General features: G+C 52.6%; 17 protein-coding genes. 13 read left to right on the top strand and 4 right to left on the bottom strand.

Annotation, left to right across the window (positions count from 1 at the left end; genetic code table 11):
- The first annotated feature begins 25 nt into the window (after window positions 1-25).
- From CLH62_RS17005 to CLH62_RS17015, 3 genes are all read left to right on the top strand, one after another.
- Entirely contained in the window at window positions 26-298 is a 273-nt protein-coding gene (locus tag CLH62_RS17005; protein ID WP_099619364.1) for a hypothetical protein, read from the top strand.
- Between the two features lie 146 nt (window positions 299-444).
- Window positions 445-696, top strand: coding sequence for a hypothetical protein (locus CLH62_RS17010; protein ID WP_099619365.1), 252 nt, complete (start codon window positions 445-447; stop codon window positions 694-696).
- A gap of 3 nt (window positions 697-699) precedes the next feature.
- On the top strand, window positions 700-984 hold the full coding sequence (locus CLH62_RS17015) for a hypothetical protein (RefSeq protein ID WP_099619366.1): 285 nt from the start codon (window positions 700-702) through the stop codon (window positions 982-984).
- 26 nt (window positions 985-1,010) lie between these two features.
- Here CLH62_RS17015 and CLH62_RS17020 read toward each other — a convergent pair whose 3' ends face one another.
- Together CLH62_RS17020 and CLH62_RS17025 are read right to left on the bottom strand one after the other, a co-directional pair.
- Window positions 1,011-2,762, bottom strand: coding sequence for an ATP-binding protein (locus CLH62_RS17020; protein ID WP_099619367.1), 1,752 nt, complete (start codon window positions 2,760-2,762; stop codon window positions 1,011-1,013).
- On the bottom strand, window positions 2,762-3,847 hold the full coding sequence (locus tag CLH62_RS17025) for a hypothetical protein (RefSeq protein WP_099619368.1): 1,086 nt from the start codon (window positions 3,845-3,847) through the stop codon (window positions 2,762-2,764). Before CLH62_RS17025 ends, CLH62_RS17020 begins: the two co-directional genes overlap by 1 nt.
- A gap of 744 nt (window positions 3,848-4,591) precedes the next feature.
- Between CLH62_RS17025 and CLH62_RS17030 the strand changes: the two genes are divergently transcribed.
- The 7 genes from CLH62_RS17030 to CLH62_RS17065 all read left to right on the top strand — a co-directional run bounded on the left by CLH62_RS17030 (window position 4,592) and on the right by CLH62_RS17065 (window position 12,396).
- Window positions 4,592-4,912 (top strand): type II toxin-antitoxin system RelE/ParE family toxin, encoded by a 321-nt coding sequence (locus CLH62_RS17030; RefSeq protein ID WP_099619369.1) that lies wholly within the window; start codon window positions 4,592-4,594, stop codon window positions 4,910-4,912.
- A complete protein-coding gene (locus CLH62_RS17035; protein ID WP_099619370.1) occupies window positions 4,909-5,202 on the top strand; it encodes a helix-turn-helix domain-containing protein in 294 nt (97 codons plus the stop codon). Before CLH62_RS17030 ends, CLH62_RS17035 begins: the two co-directional genes overlap by 4 nt.
- A gap of 457 nt (window positions 5,203-5,659) precedes the next feature.
- A complete protein-coding gene (locus CLH62_RS17045) occupies window positions 5,660-6,163 on the top strand; it encodes a PACE efflux transporter (RefSeq protein ID WP_099619372.1) in 504 nt (167 codons plus the stop codon).
- A gap of 1 nt (window position 6,164) precedes the next feature.
- Complete coding sequence (locus tag CLH62_RS17050; RefSeq protein WP_099619373.1) at window positions 6,165-7,442, top strand: O-acetylhomoserine aminocarboxypropyltransferase/cysteine synthase family protein; 1,278 nt, start codon at window positions 6,165-6,167, stop codon at window positions 7,440-7,442.
- A gap of 128 nt (window positions 7,443-7,570) precedes the next feature.
- Window positions 7,571-8,614 carry a lipoyl synthase gene (gene lipA, locus CLH62_RS17055; protein ID WP_099619374.1) on the top strand — a complete coding sequence of 348 codons (1,044 nt, stop codon included), beginning with the start codon at window positions 7,571-7,573 and terminating at the stop codon, window positions 8,612-8,614.
- Between the two features lie 8 nt (window positions 8,615-8,622).
- Entirely contained in the window at window positions 8,623-9,843 is a 1,221-nt protein-coding gene (locus CLH62_RS17060; RefSeq protein WP_099619375.1) for a methyl-accepting chemotaxis protein, read from the top strand.
- Between the two features lie 48 nt (window positions 9,844-9,891).
- Window positions 9,892-12,396, top strand: coding sequence for an efflux RND transporter permease subunit (locus tag CLH62_RS17065; protein WP_099619376.1), 2,505 nt, complete (start codon window positions 9,892-9,894; stop codon window positions 12,394-12,396).
- Window positions 12,397-12,733: 337 nt separating this feature from the next.
- Here the strand turns inward: CLH62_RS17065 and CLH62_RS17070 are convergent, their stop codons facing one another.
- On the bottom strand, window positions 12,734-13,195 hold the full coding sequence (locus CLH62_RS17070) for a Spy/CpxP family protein refolding chaperone (RefSeq protein ID WP_211285818.1): 462 nt from the start codon (window positions 13,193-13,195) through the stop codon (window positions 12,734-12,736).
- A gap of 242 nt (window positions 13,196-13,437) precedes the next feature.
- Between CLH62_RS17070 and ylqF the strand changes: the two genes are divergently transcribed.
- From ylqF to fnr, 3 genes are all read left to right on the top strand, one after another.
- The gene (gene ylqF, locus CLH62_RS17075) at window positions 13,438-14,376 is read left to right on the top strand and encodes a ribosome biogenesis GTPase YlqF (RefSeq protein WP_099619378.1); all 939 of its coding nucleotides are present in this window, start codon (window positions 13,438-13,440) and stop codon (window positions 14,374-14,376) included.
- 136 nt (window positions 14,377-14,512) lie between these two features.
- Complete coding sequence (gene fabB, locus CLH62_RS17080; RefSeq protein ID WP_099619379.1) at window positions 14,513-15,721, top strand: beta-ketoacyl-ACP synthase I; 1,209 nt, start codon at window positions 14,513-14,515, stop codon at window positions 15,719-15,721.
- 138 nt (window positions 15,722-15,859) lie between these two features.
- Window positions 15,860-16,609 (top strand): fumarate/nitrate reduction transcriptional regulator Fnr, encoded by a 750-nt coding sequence (gene fnr / locus CLH62_RS17085; RefSeq protein WP_099619380.1) that lies wholly within the window; start codon window positions 15,860-15,862, stop codon window positions 16,607-16,609.
- A 29-nt stretch (window positions 16,610-16,638) separates the two neighbouring features.
- On the opposite strand, the gene CLH62_RS17090 is transcribed toward fnr, so the two are convergent.
- The gene (locus CLH62_RS17090; RefSeq protein ID WP_099619381.1) at window positions 16,639-17,517 is read right to left on the bottom strand and encodes a sugar nucleotide-binding protein; all 879 of its coding nucleotides are present in this window, start codon (window positions 17,515-17,517) and stop codon (window positions 16,639-16,641) included.
- Between the last annotated feature and the right edge of the window lie 129 nt (window positions 17,518-17,646).

Genomic DNA, 17,646 nt, shown 5'->3' on the forward strand with positions numbered 1-17,646 from the left:
TAAGTCATTTTTATACCTTTTTCTCATGATCAAAGAACGGGTTATAACAATCATCAAACATTCAGGGATGAAGAACCCGGAGCTGGAAGCGCAAACGGGAATAGGTCGCTATACTTGGCAGAACATAAGGAACAAGCCGGAAAGAGAGTTAAAAACGGAAGAGATAGAGGCAGTAGTGAAACTCTATCCTCACTACGCTTTATGGATTGCTTCAGGAGAAATAGCGCCTGAAATCGGCCAGACCAGCCCTGAATATGACGAAGTCAACTCAAAGTTAGACAGTCGCGCCGAGGGATAGCAGTAACGAATAGAGTCATGGAAAGATGGTTCCGTAAACGCGGCGATAGCAAACTGGATGATTGAGGCAGAAAGATGGCACATAGACAAAACAGACCGAAGCCTTCTACCGCAAGAAATAGAACCCCGCAAAGGAATACTGCGCGAATGAAAGGCCAAGTGCTTGCAGCGCTGAAGAATTCGAATTGGGATTACCGGACTGTCGCAGGAATTGCCAAAGAATTAAAAATCCCAAAATACGTCGTTGTTGAGGTAATAAGGGAAAACAGAGATAAAGTATTGATTTCGGCGATGAAAAGCCCAAAAGGGGAAGAGCTTTATGCGCTGAAAAACAAAAAAAGCAAGCTTCAAGACTATTGGTCTAGCTTTAGAAGCATGACAGCACAAAAATATGGATGAATCATGACACCTGGAGAGGTCTTAGCTTTCGGAGTTATTGGTGGTGCGCTTCCTGAATTTTATGCTATTTACAGAATAAGACACTATAAAAAGGAAAGCCGACCACTTTGGCTATCATCAGGGTTTTATTGGATAACCACAATATTTATGGTGGCATTGGGGGGAGGGACCGCTTTCCTTTATCACCATATTGGCGTAAAAATAAATCCAATGATGGCGATACACTTGGGTCTGGCTACGCCAGTTCTAATACAGACCGCCATCAAAGAAAAGCCGAAGATAGATTAATTTAAACTCCATCTATTAAAGGGGCGCTAGGCAATATTTATCATATCTAACGTGGACTGAATCAACTGTTCATGATCTTCACCACATTCATTTAAAAAAGATCGTTCAGAGTCGCCATCTCCAATCTGAATTATCTTTCCTTTCCCTGAAAAGTATATCTCATTCACCAATTCAATATTATTTGTAGTTTTATCATCACCTTTTGAATGCGATAACGATTCTGAAACCGAAAAAATCATTTGCGTATCGCTAGGGGCATGATCATTAAGAAATAAAAAAATTGTCTTTCTATTTTCTTCTTCAATATCTTCCTTCATAACTGCGTCAAGAATAAATGGGAACCGATGAATACCCTGCGTCTTTGATATCAACTTATTTAAAGCAAAATGATATGCAATTACTGTTTTGTGAAGCTCGACACCTTGCCGTGGGAAGGAGTTTATCTTATAAAGTTGCTTGTATCTCGACTCTTCAAAATTTGCAAGATTCAAGTCTGAAAGACAATCCTTGAAATAACTCCAAAATAGCTGCTCCTTTGCGCTCCTAACACTATCAATATCCTTATCAACACCAAAACCTTCTATTTCTCGAATGATCTCCTTTAGTTCCACAGCCTTGTCAGATAATGAGTTATTTATATTTCCTATAAGCTTCACATTTGACTTATGATCTAACCAAGTGTCAAAACTAACATTTGAACTGGAAGACTGATAATTCATAACCACTGAGTACTTGTCTTCTAGAATGTCACTAATTTTGTCTATCTTATTATTTACAGAATTTATTTTTGACTGCAAATCAACAATTTCGGCTTTCACCGAGACAATCTCACTCTCCGTATCATTTATATCCTGCTGATGGACATATACGTCCTCAAGAGAGTTTGGCAATAATTGAGAGCAAACCGGACAAGAATCTATTTCAGGTCGTTGATGTAAAATGTTACGCCTAACCCTATTAAGAACAACCTTCCTATTGGTAGCCAAACTTTTCTTATTACAAAGATGAACATGATGAGTTTCCTCTTTTACAAGACTTTCTCTAAGCTGAGAGTACTCACTGAGGTACTTAGATGCCTCACCTCTAAATTCCTCATCAAGCAACTGAGAAAGCTGTAACTTTTCATCATTATTCTTCATTTTTTCTAGAAATTCTATTTCTCGAACAAGCTCTGATTTAGTACGCAGAAGCTTATGCAACTCAATCCTGTCGATATCAGAAGTTATTCCCAAATAGTAGTCAAGATAATCAAACTTGAAGTTCTTATAGTAATTCAGACCACTAAACGATTCCCTTAAATAAACCCACCCAACAGATTGAGAAACATAATAAGGGAGAAGCATAACTTCCAAAGGAGCTGGCTTCAAATCTTCTTTACTTTCGAGAGCTAACTTGAACCCAAATATTGAAGACAATTTCTCTTTAAGCTTTATATGCTCGTTGGAATTATCTGAACCAATACCGTCAAACCGAAAGGTACTTTTCCCAGGCTCAAGTATAAAATAAGACTGCCCGTCACGTATTAAAGTAATATCACTCACCGCATTGTCATTTTTCTTCTCAAGATCAAGTCGAAATACAAGATCCTCGTCTAAAATTTCCTGCAGCTTATCATTGCTGTCATTTATACCAAAGCAATAAATTATTGATTGGATTAATGTACTTTTTCCAGACGTATTCTTCCCTTTGATGATATTGATTCCATCAGAAAAATCCGTATAGAAACACTTTTTATTTTTTTCAGAAAATACAAACAGACTTTTAAATTTGACCAACATTATCTTGCATTCCTAGTTTCTACATAAGCAGCAACTATTGCAAAAGACACCAACGTTTCATTTAGCTGCGTTTGATGCATTCTTGCAAATCTTTCACTAAGCTTTGTTATACATTCCACGTCTGAAAATGACACTTCGTCAATATCTCTATTATCATCCACGAAACGGAAGATCTTCTGAAATTCAACCTGCTTCAGATCTTTAAAATAATCAAAACAATCGTTGAGATATTCCGCATACCTACTACTCTTACTAACCGGTATCCGAAGGGCTTTAGATAAATCCTGAGCATTCTCACGCCACAACCTAAATGCTTTTGCTTTACTGCAAATTATATCTATAGCTTTAAATATCTCTTTACTATATACCCTCTTACTTACATCAAGAAGTTTGCTTTTATTTCCTTGATTGTAAACAGTTTCAACTTCCCTGAATAGCTTTAACAAGAGATCTACTGCAGCCGCAGAATCAGTCACTTTATCTTTAAAAAGATCTGAAAGCATACCGGCTAGCTGATGTCGTTGGGATCTATCAGTATTTCCAACATCTATATATTTAAAATAAAGATTATCTAGCTGCTGATCGTCGAATGAAAAGTCACCCAACCTCTTTAATATATTGCTCTGTATATTGCCATGCAAATTGCTATAGCAAACAAAAACGTTGCTTTCTCTTATTATTTCACTGAACTTTTCACCCTTGCCTTTTTTACCACAACCTAATCTTATGCTCTTATTTGTCAAAAATATCAATTCATGTGAATAGCCGCTAACCTTAGAAATTTGGTCAGCTTCTAAAGCACTCCCAACTTTCGTCATTTTCGCTATAATTTCAGCTAAATTTTTCCCAACAGCCCATTCAGACGAAGACTTTTTAGCTTGGTAAGCTTTTATTTTATCAATTTCATTTGAGTCGTTAAGTTCGGCAAATATTACATCATCATGGTGCTCTATGCAGATGAAGAATTCGCTACCAACCAATATGTCGTAGTTCTCTAACACAAGAAATATGGCGCTGTTTCTTTGGAACGAAAATCCAGTTAAAGCTTCAACCCCCGCGTTAGTGTCATTTCTATTGTGAGACATAATCACCTATAATTTTTCTGAATTCGACACAGTCAAGTCAAAAATAGCAAAAATTCTCAAATCAACTCTTGGCTAGAAAAACTGGACCAGTTCGTGTTTAAAAATCAAAAGGTTCCGCGCGTTTTCCTGAAGATCCAATGGAGAATGAGCATAGCCAAGCCTACCGAAGCTTTCCACTTATTCACTTAACTTCTAGTACTAGCTGGTAATCCCATACCTCAAAAAAAGCAGTCTCGAACTCGCCTGCGATGATGAAGTAGTTTAAGCAGTTACCAGCCTAGCGCTCGCGAAGCCAGGATTAATGAGACTAGGATAAAATTTTCTTTACAAGCTTCAAGGACAAAGGTTTGGATAACGCTGTAGTCTGTGGAGGTTTTTTCGCCCTCTAGATAGAGTTCAACCTGATGGATTCATTAATCAACATGAGAGAGTCCGTTGGTCTCGCCGGGGAGGCTGCCAGGAAATTGGTACCTCCTACACGCTTAGGTTAGCCAGGCAACAGCCTGATCTCGGTTGCCCCCTTGCCTACCGCCATGTACCTTAGTGCCCGTTAACGACTGGACAGAATACGCAAGTAGCTGTTTTTGAACGCCTATGCACTTTAATGAACGCCTCACACAGGTCTCATAAAACGGTGTTCTTCAATACCCATAGAGTAAGCACGACGCGCCTTATTCCATACGAGTATTTCTCACCAGCACAGGTTATCATTTATGATAACTATCCAAGGAAATGGGAGATGGAATGGCCTGGGAAATTGAGCTTTACGGAAAGGTAGACGAAGACTTGGCAGCAATGCCACCCAAGATCCAGGCCCGAATGATTCGCCTGATGGAACTGATGGAGAAGCACGGCGCCAATCTTGGGGAGCCACACACAAAGCCACTGGGTGATGAGCTGTTCGAGATCCGGGCCAAGGCGAAAGAAGGGATCGGCAGAGGTATCTTCTGCTACATGCAGGGCAAACGAATCGTGGTGCTGCACGTATTTGTAAAAAAAGATCAGAAGACACCGAAGAAAGACCTGGAGCTCGCGAAAGAGCGGTTAAAGGAGGTCAGGAAATGAAAAGCTTTAACGACTTTAAGAAGAAGGCACTGGAAAACCCCGAGGTCCGGAAGGAGTACGACGCCCTCCAGGACGAGTTCAACCTGATTGATCAGTTGGTCACCATGAGGACTTCGGCCGGTCTTACCCAGGAGGAAGTTGCCAATAAGCTGGGCACCAATAAAAGCAACATCTCCAGGCTTGAGCATGGCAAAGGCAATCCGAGCTGGAGCACGCTTAACAAATATGCTGCTGCCTGTGGATTTAGGGTGAAGCTGGAGGCCGTAGAAGACAACCGTGCATCGGCTTGATGTCGGTTGCCCCCTTGCCTCCCGATATAGACACTCTTCGCGGCTTCAACTCTTACACAACCTTTGACAATTCCAGAACGATTATTCAGATAAGATGGGAACTTCCCGCAGAATGCGTTTCAAGGCTGTATCGCATCATGAACTCCCGTCACACATTCAGTGTTTTTCTGGCAGCGGTCTTCGTGCCTGCTGCGCTTGCATTTGCTGCCGCAAGCCTGAAAGCTGCCGCTCTGTCGATATTGGTTTTTTGGGCCTGCCTCGGGATCTTTTTCTATCCATCGATAAACGATTACCTTAAAGACCGGAACAGACGAGGGCGAGACTGATATCGGCTATCCTTTAACTGTTCCAACCAGAAAGCCCTCCTCGAAAACGTCGGGCTTTTTCCGTTTTTGGGGACGACCCCACCCTTTGCGGGAACTGAACGCGGGACGACCCGCTTGTGTACTTCCCTGCTATGCGAACAACGAAAGACAGAATCCGGCAAGCCGTTTCCTTTGAACTCATCGGTATATTCCTGTCCGTCCCCCTCGCTGCGCTTGCCTTCAGTTTTGACCTGGGCAAAACCGGCATCCTGGGTGTCGTGGGCGCAACCCTGGCAACCCTCTGGAATTATGTGTTCAACCTGCTCTTCGATCACGGCCTTAAAAAGCTGAACGGCTCCACCCACAAATCCCTGACAATCCGCTTCCTCCATGCCATTAGTTTTGAGCTGGGGTTGATGATGGCCTTTCTGCCAATCATCGCCTGGTGGATGGACATCAGTTTGCTGGAAGCCCTGATCGTGGATCTTGCGTTTATCGCCTTCTACCTGGTGTATGCGTTCGTTTTCACCTGGTGCTACGACACGGTGTTTCCGGACACCGATGCCACGAATCAGCACAATCCACCACAGCCAAACTCTGTGGCATACTCACTGACCGAAACTCACAAAGAACAAATCACCAGCAAGGACCGTTGACATGAAACCGGAAACCCTCGCCCTGCACGCAGGCTTCAAAAGCGACCCTACTACCCGGGCCGCCACCACGCCGATCTACCAGACCACGTCCTATACCTTTGACGACACCCAGCACGGTGCCGATCTTTTTGATCTGAAGGTCCAGGGCAACATCTACACCCGCATCATGAATCCAACCAACGCGGTTCTGGAAGAGCGGATGGCCGAACTGGAAGGGGGCGTTGGCGCCCTGGCTGTGGCCTCTGGCATGGCCGCCATCACCTATGCCCTGCAGACTATCTGCAAGGTGGGCAACAACATCGTCAGCACCAGCCAGCTGTATGGCGGCACCTATAACCTGTTTGCCCATTCTCTGCCAAACCAGGGCATTGACTGCCGGATGGTGCGTCATGATGATTTCGATGCCGTGGAAAAGGCCATTGATGACAACACCCGCGCCCTGTTCTGCGAGTCCATCGGCAACCCGGCGGGCAACGTGGTGGATATCCAGCGTTGGGCCGAGATTGCCCACAAGCATGGCATTCCGCTGATGGTGGACAACACCGTCGCGACGCCGTTCCTGTGTCGCCCCTTTGAGCATGGCGCCGATATTGTCATTCACTCCCTCACCAAGTACATCGGCGGCCATGGCACCACGGTGGCTGGCGTTGTGGTGGATTCCGGCAAATTCGACTGGAAAGCCAGCGCTGCCAAATTCCCGATGCTGAATGAGCCGGATCCCTCCTACCACGGTGTGGTCTATACCGACGCCCTCGGCCCTGCTGCCTTTATCGGTCGCTGCCGTGTGGTGCCACTGCGTAACACCGGTGCCGCCCTGGCCCCGTTCAACGCCTTCCTGATCATGCAGGGCCTGGAAACCCTCGCCCTGCGCATGGAGCGCCATTGCGAGAACGCGGAGAAAGTGGCCAACTTCCTGCAGAACCACCCGTCAGTGGAGTGGGTGAACTACGCGACTCTTGCCAACAGCCCGTACAAGGCCACCTGCGACAAGATCTGTGGCGGCAAGGCCTCCGGGATTCTGAGCTTTGGCATCAAGGGTGGCCGGGAAGCGGGCGCCAGATTCATCGATGCGCTGGACCTGATCCTGCGCCTGGTGAACATTGGTGACGCCAAATCCCTGGCCTGCCATCCGGCCACCACAACCCACAGGCAGCTGAACCCGGACGAACTGAAAAGTGCCGGCGTGAGCGAGGATCTGGTGCGGCTGTCGATCGGCATTGAACACGTCGACGACATCATCGCCGACATCACTCAGGCCCTGGACAAAGCCAAGGCTTGATGACGATCAACCGGGTACGACCAATGTCGTGCCCGGTATCCCCGTGATTGCCCCTACCCGTCTTGTAACTCCCCCGCCGGCCCATTACTCTTTAGTGTTCCCCAAGCCTTTATGAGAGTCCGGTTGCAATGAGCGACAGCGCAAAGCCCCGCATTACCAGTGGTTCAAAATTCCGCAATGAACATGGTTTTTCAGCCATCAAGGATGGCGTCAAGCGATCATCAAAGCAGGAAGCCACACCGGTAGAGCGCAAGCCCAAATGGCTGCGGGCACGCATGCCCGGAGGCGAACGCTATGAGGCTGTTCGCAAGAACGTGAGTGAACACCGCCTGAGCACCGTTTGCCAGGAATCCCATTGCCCCAACATCGGTGAGTGCTGGACCGCGGGAACCGCCACCATCATGGTGATGGGGTCTGTGTGTACCCGGGCCTGCAAATTCTGCGCAGTGGATACCGGCAACCCGAAAGGCTGGCTGGATGCGGAAGAGCCGGAGAATACCGCCAAATCGGTGGAGCTCATGGGCCTTCGCTACATCGTGCTCACCTCAGTGGACCGGGACGATCTGGACGACGGTGGTGCCGCGCACTACGCCGCCTGCGTCTCCGCCATCAAACGGCGCACTCCGGAAGTGGCGGTGGAAGCCCTGACTCCGGATTTTGATGCGGTGATGTCCGATGTCGAAAAGGTGGTGGACTCCGGGCTGGATGTCTTTGCCCAGAATGTTGAAACCGTGAAACGCCTGACCAGCCAGGTGCGGGACCCCCGCGCGGGATACGAGAAAACCCTGAGTGTGCTGGAACACGCCAAGAAGCACCGCCCGGACGTGCTCACCAAGACCAGCCTGATGCTTGGCCTCGGTGAAACCGAGGAAGAAATCCTGGCAACCATGGACGACCTGCGCGCCATTGGCGTGGATATCCTGACTCTGGGCCAGTACCTCCGCCCCACCCCGAATCACCTGCCGGTGGAACGCTACGTAACGCCGGAAGAGTTCAATCGCTTCCGCGAGATCGGTCTGGAGAAAGGCTTCATGGAAGTGCCATCCGGCCCCATGGTGCGCTCCAGTTACCGGGCAGACAAAGTCTTTGACAAAAACAATCTTGGCCTTGGCGTGCAAGAATTTCCCCAGGCCTCCGACGCCATGCAGATTCCGGTGAAGGCCGTCGACTGAGAGCGCCCATGCTGAAACTGCTGCGAAATGCCCGGCTGAAGTACAAATTCTGGTTGTTGAACATTGTCGTTTTTGCAGTGCTTTGCCTGCTGGTGCTCTATTCCATGGACACCATTGCGGGGCAAACCGGCAAAGCCTTCAATGACGTGTTTGCCGAAACGGCGCCGGGATTTGCGCTGGTGGTTGCCATTCTCATGGCACTCGAAATGGCCGGTTCCCAATTACTGATCTCCTTTATTGAACGCCATGTGAATCGCTTGAAAGACACCATGGTGGACGTCCAGTCCTCCGGCAATCTGAGCCAGCGGGCTAATGTAGACTCCACCGACGAAATCGGCGAAATGGCCAGTGCCTTCAACGCCATGCAGGACCGAACCGTAGGTGTGGTCCGCAGCATGAAGGAAGCCATCGAACGGCTGCACAGCGAAGTTCAGGAACTGACCTCGGCCGCCGAAGCCCGCCGGGATGATCTGGGCCGACAGCAGGCCGGCGCTGACCGGTCTGCGGAGGTCATTGAAACCATGCTGCAAAGCTTTACCGGCATTGCCGAACAGGCCGGGATCGCCAAAACCCTGTCCCACGAGGCCAGCGATGCCGCGCGGGACGGCAGCAAACGTGTTGGCCAGAGTGCCGACAGCATCCGCAAACTCGCCGATGTGGTGCGCAATTCTGCCAGCAGTGTCGAAGCCCTGGCCGAGAACAGCCACGAAATCAGCCATGCTATTACCGAGATCCGGGGCATTGCCGAGCAGACCAACCTGTTGGCCCTGAACGCAGCCATCGAGGCGGCCCGGGCCGGCGAACAGGGTCGAGGATTTGCAGTGGTGGCCGATGAAGTGCGAAATCTTGCGCAAAGGGTTCAGGACTCCACCGATCAGATTCAGGGCACTATCGATCGGTTGCTCAATGCCATGAATACCGCTGTGAACCAGATGACCGGCAGCTCCGAGGATGCCGGCCGCTGCGTCGAGGAATCCGAGCAAGGCCGCCGCGCCCTGGAGGCCATTAACGAGGTGGTCAGCCGGATTGATCAGACTAATCAGGAGATCGCGAATGTGTCGGCGGATCAGGCCGCCGGCACCGACGATGTCCTGGCCAATGTTCAGGGCATTCGCGAAACCACCCAGAACATGGTGACCCAGCTTGCCGAGAGCGCCGAAATGAGCAAGCGCCTGAAACGGCTGATTGATTCCCTGGAAGAAGCGTCCTCAAAGGTCACGGTTTACTGAGGTTTATGGCACACTCTGCACTCGTTTGAACCGGCAGAGTAGTAGTCCATGAATCGTCTCCGCATCCTCTATGACCGCCTGATTTTTCCGCACCCGTTCATTATCCTCGCGGCCTTTGGCCTGTTACTGGCCCTCGCTGCCTTCAAATTCGGCGAGTTCCGCCTGGATGCCTCAGCCGAATCCCTGGTCCTGGAAAACGACCGCTCCCTCGAACAGTACCGTCAGGTAAACCGCCGGTTCACCACCTCCGACGACTTCCTGATCGTGACCTACACTCCGGAGGATGAACTCTTCTCCAAGGACGGCCTGGCCAGCCTGGCTTCATTGCGGGACGAACTGCAAAGTCTGGAAGCGGTGGGCTCCACCAACAGCATCCTGAACGTGCCCCTGCTCCACAGCCCGGAGCTGACCCTGGATACCGTGGACAGCCAGATCAAGACTCTCGACCAAAACGATGTGCCGCCGGAAACCGCCCGTAAGGCACTGCTGAACAACCCGCTCTACCCTAACCTGCTGATCAGTGAAGATGGCCGCACTACTGCCATCCAGGTGAACCTGCCCACACCGGATCGTTACTTTGAACTGCTGAGAAAACGTAACGACCTGCGAGACAAGGCCGACGCCGGCAAAGCCTCCGAAGCAGAACTTTCGGAGCTGGAACAGGTAAAACAGGAATTCATCGCCTTCACCGAAACCCTTGGCGTCGAGCGCGATGCCACCATACGGACCGTCCGCTCGATTCTCGATGACTACCGGGACGGCGCGGAAATTCACCTCGGTGGCGTGCCAATGATTGTGGCGGACATGATCCGATTCATTGAGAACGACCTCTCCACCTTCGGACTGGGGGTGCTTGCCTTCCTGCTGCTGACCCTGGCCATCATCTTCCGCCAGTGGCGCTGGGTGATAGTGCCACTTCTGTGTTGCGGGTTTACCGTGTGGCTGATGATCGGCTTCCTGGGCTGGGCCCAGTGGCCGGTCACGGTGATTTCCTCCAACTTCATTTCTCTGTTGCTGATCATGACCCTGTCGCTCACCATCCACCTGATCGTGCGCTACCGGGAATTCCAGCACGACGATCCCGGAGCCGGCCCCAGAGATATCCTTCGCAATACGGTAATGGCGATGATCAAGCCCTGCTTCTACATGGCCATTACCACCATCGTTGCTTTCGGCTCCCTCACCTTCAGCGGTATTCGCCCCGTGATCGACTTCGGCTGGATGATGACCCTGGGCCTGACCGTCGCCTTCCTGATTACCTTTATCGTGTTCCCGGCCCTGCTGACGCTGCTGCCACCTCCCCTGGACAGCCGGGTAACGTCCGATCGGATTCCCTTTACCGATGCCTTTGCCCGGTTCACCGAGCATTTCGGCAAAACGGTGCTGGTGGGTTCCGGGGTGATTGCGGTGCTTTGTGTGGTCGGCCTCAGCAAGCTGACCGTGGAAAACAGCTTTATCGACTACTTCAAATCCTCGACCGAAATTCACCAGGGCATGATCACCATCGACAACCGCCTGGGCGGCACCACACCGCTTGACGTCGTAATCACCGACGACCCGCCCCCGGAAGGCGCGGGCACAGGCGACCCGTTCGCCAGTGACTGCGACCCGTTCGTGGAAGACTGCGGCGAGACAGAGGAGTACCGCGACACCTGGTATACCTACCAGAAAATGGAAGAGCTGGAGGCTGTTCATACCTACCTGGAAGGTCTGCCGGAGACCGGCAAGGTTCTGTCCATCAACACCACCCTGGATATTCTGGCGAAAATCAATCAGGGCGAGCCCCTGGATGCCCTGGAACTGGCCTTCGTGCCGGCAGCGGTGCCGGATGACCTACAGGATGTGCTGCTAACCCCCTACATCTCCGAGGAACACGACCAGGCCCGCTTCAGCGTCCGCCTCCTGGAAACCATGCCCGACCTCCGCCGACAGGAACTGCTGGACCGCATCCGCAGCCACCTGACAACGGACCTGGGTTACAACGACGACCAGATTCTCTTCGCCGGCATGACGGTAATGTACAACAACATGCTGCAAAGCCTGTTCGATTCCCAGATCAAAACCATCGGCGTGGTCTTCGCCGCCATTATGGCGATGTTCCTGCTGCTGTTTCGTTCCCTGAAACTGGCATTGATCGGCATCGCCCCGAACCTCATTGCAGCGGGCTCGGTACTCGGCCTGATGGGCTGGCTGGGCATCCCGCTGGACATGATGACCATCACAGTGGCCGCCATCACCGTGGGCATTGCGGTGGACGACACCATCCACTACATCCACCGTTTCCAGACCGAGTTCAAAAAAGACGGCGACTACATCGCCACCATGCACCGCTGCCACCGCAGTATTGGCCAGGCCATGTTCTTCACCTCGCTGACCATTATCTCCGGGTTTTCGATACTGGTGCTATCCAACTTTATCCCGACCATCTACTTCGGGTTGTTCACCGGGTTTGCCATGTTCATGGCCCTGGTGGGGGCGCTTACTTTGCTTCCGCGCCTGATTGTTCTGGTTAAGCCCTTTGGCTCCAGCGGTGAGTCTGGATTGGGTTCCTAGCCTTTTGGTTCGGGGGTTGGGTTGGCGCGGCGGGCATAGGGTTCGCCGCGCTTCAGAATCCGGAGTGATAGGAAAGCGAAGTTCGTTCACATAGTGCCCTGGGCCTTTAAAAGAAATCTGCGATATTTGCCAGACTTGAAGAACAGTGGTGTTTGGCCCTCCCAAAAATGTTGGAGGCCAAGGATGGCCGGAAACAAGCGCACATGGACGTGCTCGTAGCGGTTTTTGGGAGGGCCAAACACCACTGTTCCTACCCCAAAACGATCAGGCTAAAAACAAAAAAAGGGCCACACCAAACGATGCGACCCTTCTCCAAAACAGCTAGCCCGAGGCTAGATCACTGCATGCCCTGGCCTTGGCCCTGCTGCTGTTGCATCATCTGACGCTGCTGCATTTGTTGCTGCATCTGCTTCATGCGCTTATCCAGCTCGTCACGCTGCTCCTGGGTAAACACCTTGTCTACCTTGGCCTGCATCAGAGTGGACAGGGCGGCAATCTCGCCGGTTACATCGCCCAGTTCCTCGGCACGCTCGCGGATCGCGTCTTCGTCAAAGTCTGACTTGATCTCACCCTGCATCTGCTGCTGCAGTGCACGGGCCTCCTGGCGGAGCTCACCGATTTCACCCTGCATCTCATCGATGATGGCGCGAATTTCGGTTTGCTGATCCTCAGACAGGCCCACCATTTGCGCCAGCTGATCAACCTGGTCTGGCTGGCCACCAGCGGCCTGTTGGGCCATGGCCGGGACCGAAAGGCTCAGGGCTACCAGGGCAGTACCAAACAGTTTTACAAGCTTCATAAAGTTCTCCGTTAACAGGGTGGCCACAACTTGAATACCACCGATATTTATTGGTTTCGATGTTCAGACCCTACACCCTAAAACATCCGCACTCGGTTTTTCACCCCGACCAGCCCTGTTTTTGTACATACTTCTCACTGTCCCCCGCCACAAACCGCCACACACGGGCATTCAAACAAATGTGAAAGTTTAGTCATTCCCCTTCATAATGGCGCCGATTACAGTCAGCCGGAGCAGAAACGATGGCAATTAACTGGTTTCCAGGGCACATGCACAAGGCCCGCAAGGAGATCAAACAGGTAATGCCGCAGATGGACCTCATCATTGAGGTGGTGGATGCGCGGATTCCTTTCAGCAGCGAAAATCCGCTGGTGCCGGCCCTGCGTGGCGAAAAACCGCTGATCAAGGTTCTTAACAAACGCGATCTGGCCGATCCGGAAATCACCGAGCAATGGCGGGCCTGGCTGGAAAAAGAGCGTGGCGTGCGAGCCATTACCCTCACCCACAATCAACGCACCGAGGCACTGTCTATCCTCAAGCTGGCCGAGGAGATGACGCCGGATCACGACCGCCAGAAAAGCGCGCTGCGGGTAATGATCCTGGGCATTCCCAATGTCGGCAAGTCCACCCTGATCAATACCCTGGCGGGACGGCCCGCCGCCAAAACCGGAAACGAGCCCGCGGTCACCAGGGCCCAGCAGGCCATCAAGCTGCCCAACAACATTCTTCTATACGATACCCCCGGCTTCCTGTGGCCAAAACTGTCTCCGGAAGCCTGCGGCTATCGCCTGGCAGTTACCGGCGCCATTCGCAGCTCGGTGCTGGATTTCGAGGACATTGCCATGTTCGAGGCCGAGTACCTGCTGGAGGTCTACCCGGAGCTGGTCAGAGCCCGCTATGGCTTTGATGAACTGCCGAAAGACGGGCTGGCGCTGATGGACGGTATTGCCGCGAAACGCCGGTTTTTTGGTCGGGGTGGCGTTCCGGATCTGCACAAGGTGTCGGAAGTGTTACTCAACGAATTCCGGGCCGGCACGCTGGGGCGTATTTCTCTGGAAACGCCGGAGATGGTTGAGCATGAAGCCCGGGAGGCAGCGGCAGCTGCCGCCGAGAAGGCCGCTCTCGATGAAGCCAAAGGAACAAAAAAGGGAGCCAGAAAAGGCCGCAGCGGCAAACACTGATCCAACCGTGAGTCCTACTCAAAACACCGCCCCTTACCAAGGTCAAATATCGCATCCGGCCCAAAGCGCCTAAACTGTTAAATAACGTAATTGATCGCAAGGTCGGCCATTTCGGCCGGCCGGTAAGGAGGAACTTATGAGACGCGTCGTCGTCACCGGCATGGGCATCGTTTCCTGCCTCGGCAACTCACTGGATGAGGTTAGAGACAGCCTGAAAAACGGAAAGTCCGGCATCCGCTTCAACGAAACCTATAAGGAAATGGGATTCCGCAGCCAGATTGCCGGCTCTGTGGACGTAGACACATCCGTTATCGACCGCAAGATCCGCCGCTTCATGGGTCCTTCCGCCATGTACAGCTACCTGGCCATGGAACAGGCAATTGCCCAGGCGGGCCTGACCGAAGACCTGATCTCCAACGACCGCACCGGCCTGATTGCCGGTTCCGGTGGCGCCTCCTGCTCCAGCCAGGTGGAAGCCACGGATATCATGCGTGCAAAAGGCGTCAAGCGTATCGGGCCCTATATGGTGCCGCGCATCATGACCAGCACGGTATCCGCCTGCCTGGCCACCGCCTTCAAAATTCGGGGCGTGAATTATTCCATGTCGTCTGCCTGTGCCACCAGTGCCCACTGTATTGGACATGCCATGGAGCAGATCCAGACCGGTAAGCAGGACATCGTGTTCGCCGGTGGTGGCGAGGAAGAAGACTGGAGCCTGACCATGATGTTCGACGCCATGGGAGCCCTCTCAACCAAATACAACGACGCGCCGGAAACGGCCTCCCGACCCTTCGATAGCGGTCGGGACGGCTTCGTCATCGCCGGCGGGGGCGGCATGGTGGTTCTGGAAGAACTGGAGCATGCGAAGAAAAGGGGTGCCAGTATTATTGCCGAGCTGACAGGCTATGGCGCCACCTCTGACGGCTATGACATGGTGGCCCCTTCAGGGGAAGGCGCTCAGCGCTGCATGAAGCAGGCCATGGCCACGATCCGTGGCAAGGTCGACTACATCAACGCCCATGGCACCAGCACCCCGGTAGGTGATGTGGCCGAGATGGGCGCTGTGCGAGCCACCTTCGGATCGGACATTCCCGCCATTTCCTCAACCAAGTCACTGTCAGGGCACTCCCTGGGGGCTGCCGGGGCACAGGAGGCGATTTACTCGCTGCTGATGTTGCAGAACGGCTTCATGGCCGGCACGGCAAACCTGGCAAATGTGGACGAGAAAATCGGCGATATTCCGTTAGTCGGCCCGCAAGGTCGGGAGGCAGAGCTTAACACCGTGATGTCCAACAGCTTTGGTTTCGGTGGCACCAACGCCTCACTGATCTTTGAAAAACTGTAAACCGTCACCTGTAAGGGCCCTCGGGCCCTTATTTTAAAATACGATATTCGAAGTTCATTCCGCTTGATCATTGGCAAAGACGGTCATCCGTATTAAGGTACATAGTTGATATGGATCAAATCGGACGGATTATCACGTATGGCTCAAGCAATTCCGTTTCGTCAGGCATCTCCCCTGAAGGCGTCTTGCCACCAGTGCAGCCTTAGCAACCTGTGCCTGCCCCTGGCAATTGAAGAGAACGATCTGGACCGGCTGGAAGATATTGTCCAGCAGGGGCGGATCTTCAACCGCGGCGAACACATCTTTGACCAGAGCACGCCTTATCGCTCCTGTTTTGCGGTGAAAAGCGGATCCATCAAGACGTCGATCATTACCGAAGGCGGTGAGGAGCAGGTCACCGGCTTTTTCATGCCCGGTGAACTGGTCGGCCTCGACAGCATTGGCAGTGAGAACTATGCCTGCACAGCCAAGGCCCTGGAGCGAACCAGCGTTTGCGAATTTCCGGTGGACAAACTGGAGGAGCTGACCGGCAAGCTGCCGGAACTGCAGCACCACATGTACCATCTGATGAGCCAGGAAATCCAGAACAGCCACCAGCTCGCCATGCTGCTGAGCAAGAATACGGCCGAAGAGCGCATCGCCGCCCTGCTGCTGTCGCTGTCCAGTCGATTCCAGCGCCGGCGCATGTCCGCCACCAATTTCAGCCTGCCGATGGCGCGAAACGACATTGCCAACTTCCTCGGCCTTGCCGTGGAAACCGTCAGCCGGGTGTTCACACGGTTCCAGAACCAGGGGATTATCAAGGCCCGTGGCCGGGAAGTTGAATTGCTGGATGTCGAGGCCCTGCAGCTGGTTACCCGCGAGTTCTCCCGACAGTCTCACCCCTGAGCTCAGCCAATAAAGCGCCCGCCCGGGAGTTATCCGGCGGGCTCTCGGGCCACTTCCCTGCTGTTAGCCTGTTTCAGCATTGACAGCTCATCCACCAGCCCGGAGCGCCAGGGCTGCTGTTTGATACCGAAAGTATTGCGGATCTTGGTGCAGATCAGTGTGGTATTCACTGGCTCAAGATGCCCCCAACCTGGCACCTCATCGACCACCCGGATACCCTCGGGGATACCCGGAAGCCCGGCAATGGCCAGCCCAAGCTCATACAGGTTGATTTCCTCGGCTCCGGCATATTGATAGGTGCCCCAGACTTCGGCCCCACAATCAATCTGCAACACCATCGCCGCCATAACCCGCGCCAGATCCCGGACTGCGACGGGTTGCCCCCGACAGCGCCCGGGCAGTGACAGGGTCTCGCCTGCAGCGGTACTGGCCTGCATCTTCCGGATGAACCGGGCCAGGCTCCAGCCGGTGCGCAGGATCATGTGCCTGGGCAGCAGAGTACGCAACGCCTGCTCACACTCCCATTGCCAGTTGCCCAACTCGTTCACCGGCTGACCGGGGTTGGAGGTGATGTAGCCACTTTGCTTGCGGCCGTCAAAGACATAGCATGAGGACAGCTGGAACAGCGCCATACCGTGATCACGGGCAAACTCGGCCATGGCCACTGGCAGCGAAAACGCCGCCATATGAGCGCCCTCAGGGTCCTTCTCGGCGACTTCTGGATCCGCCATCCAGAGCGCATTCACGATCAGATCGGTGTCCTCGGGAATCCAGTTTTCCAGCGCGTCGAGATCCGCGTTGGAGGGGTCGCTGACGAGCAACGGGCTGACGTGCAGGTGGGTTTCCCGCAGTCGCTCCAGCAAAATCTTCCCCAAGGGGCCGTAATCGTGAACTACAAGTACATGCACGCGGGTTCAATGCCTCCGGATATCACTGATGTGACGGTAGTCCCGAACCGGTCTGGCCAATGGCTTACCATTTCCGTTCCTTACACTGGGATTCAGCCTGAGATGACTTCTTTGCCATCCCTTTCAAGA

Source organism: Marinobacter guineae, from assembly GCF_002744735.1.
Lineage (GTDB): Bacteria > Pseudomonadota > Gammaproteobacteria > Pseudomonadales > Oleiphilaceae > Marinobacter > Marinobacter guineae.

What these genes read in the sequence shown, in the direction of transcription:
- CLH62_RS17005 (WP_099619364.1), top strand. Translation starts at nt 26, where the DNA reads ATGATCAAAGAACGGGTTATAACAATCATCAAACATTCAGGGATGAAG.
- CLH62_RS17010 (WP_099619365.1), top strand. Translation starts at nt 445, where the DNA reads ATGAAAGGCCAAGTGCTTGCAGCGCTGAAGAATTCGAATTGGGATTAC.
- CLH62_RS17015 (WP_099619366.1), top strand. Translation starts at nt 700, where the DNA reads ATGACACCTGGAGAGGTCTTAGCTTTCGGAGTTATTGGTGGTGCGCTT.
- CLH62_RS17020 (WP_099619367.1), bottom strand. Translation starts at nt 2,762, where the DNA reads ATGTTGGTCAAATTTAAAAGTCTGTTTGTATTTTCTGAAAAAAATAAA.
- CLH62_RS17025 (WP_099619368.1), bottom strand. Translation starts at nt 3,847, where the DNA reads ATGTCTCACAATAGAAATGACACTAACGCGGGGGTTGAAGCTTTAACT.
- CLH62_RS17030 (WP_099619369.1), top strand. Translation starts at nt 4,592, where the DNA reads ATGGCCTGGGAAATTGAGCTTTACGGAAAGGTAGACGAAGACTTGGCA.
- CLH62_RS17035 (WP_099619370.1), top strand. Translation starts at nt 4,909, where the DNA reads ATGAAAAGCTTTAACGACTTTAAGAAGAAGGCACTGGAAAACCCCGAG.
- CLH62_RS17045 (WP_099619372.1), top strand. Translation starts at nt 5,660, where the DNA reads ATGCGAACAACGAAAGACAGAATCCGGCAAGCCGTTTCCTTTGAACTC.
- CLH62_RS17050 (WP_099619373.1), top strand. Translation starts at nt 6,165, where the DNA reads ATGAAACCGGAAACCCTCGCCCTGCACGCAGGCTTCAAAAGCGACCCT.
- lipA (WP_099619374.1), top strand. Translation starts at nt 7,571, where the DNA reads ATGAGCGACAGCGCAAAGCCCCGCATTACCAGTGGTTCAAAATTCCGC.
- CLH62_RS17060 (WP_099619375.1), top strand. Translation starts at nt 8,623, where the DNA reads ATGCTGAAACTGCTGCGAAATGCCCGGCTGAAGTACAAATTCTGGTTG.
- CLH62_RS17065 (WP_099619376.1), top strand. Translation starts at nt 9,892, where the DNA reads ATGAATCGTCTCCGCATCCTCTATGACCGCCTGATTTTTCCGCACCCG.
- CLH62_RS17070 (WP_211285818.1), bottom strand. Translation starts at nt 13,195, where the DNA reads ATGAAGCTTGTAAAACTGTTTGGTACTGCCCTGGTAGCCCTGAGCCTT.
- ylqF (WP_099619378.1), top strand. Translation starts at nt 13,438, where the DNA reads ATGGCAATTAACTGGTTTCCAGGGCACATGCACAAGGCCCGCAAGGAG.
- fabB (WP_099619379.1), top strand. Translation starts at nt 14,513, where the DNA reads ATGAGACGCGTCGTCGTCACCGGCATGGGCATCGTTTCCTGCCTCGGC.
- fnr (WP_099619380.1), top strand. Translation starts at nt 15,860, where the DNA reads ATGGCTCAAGCAATTCCGTTTCGTCAGGCATCTCCCCTGAAGGCGTCT.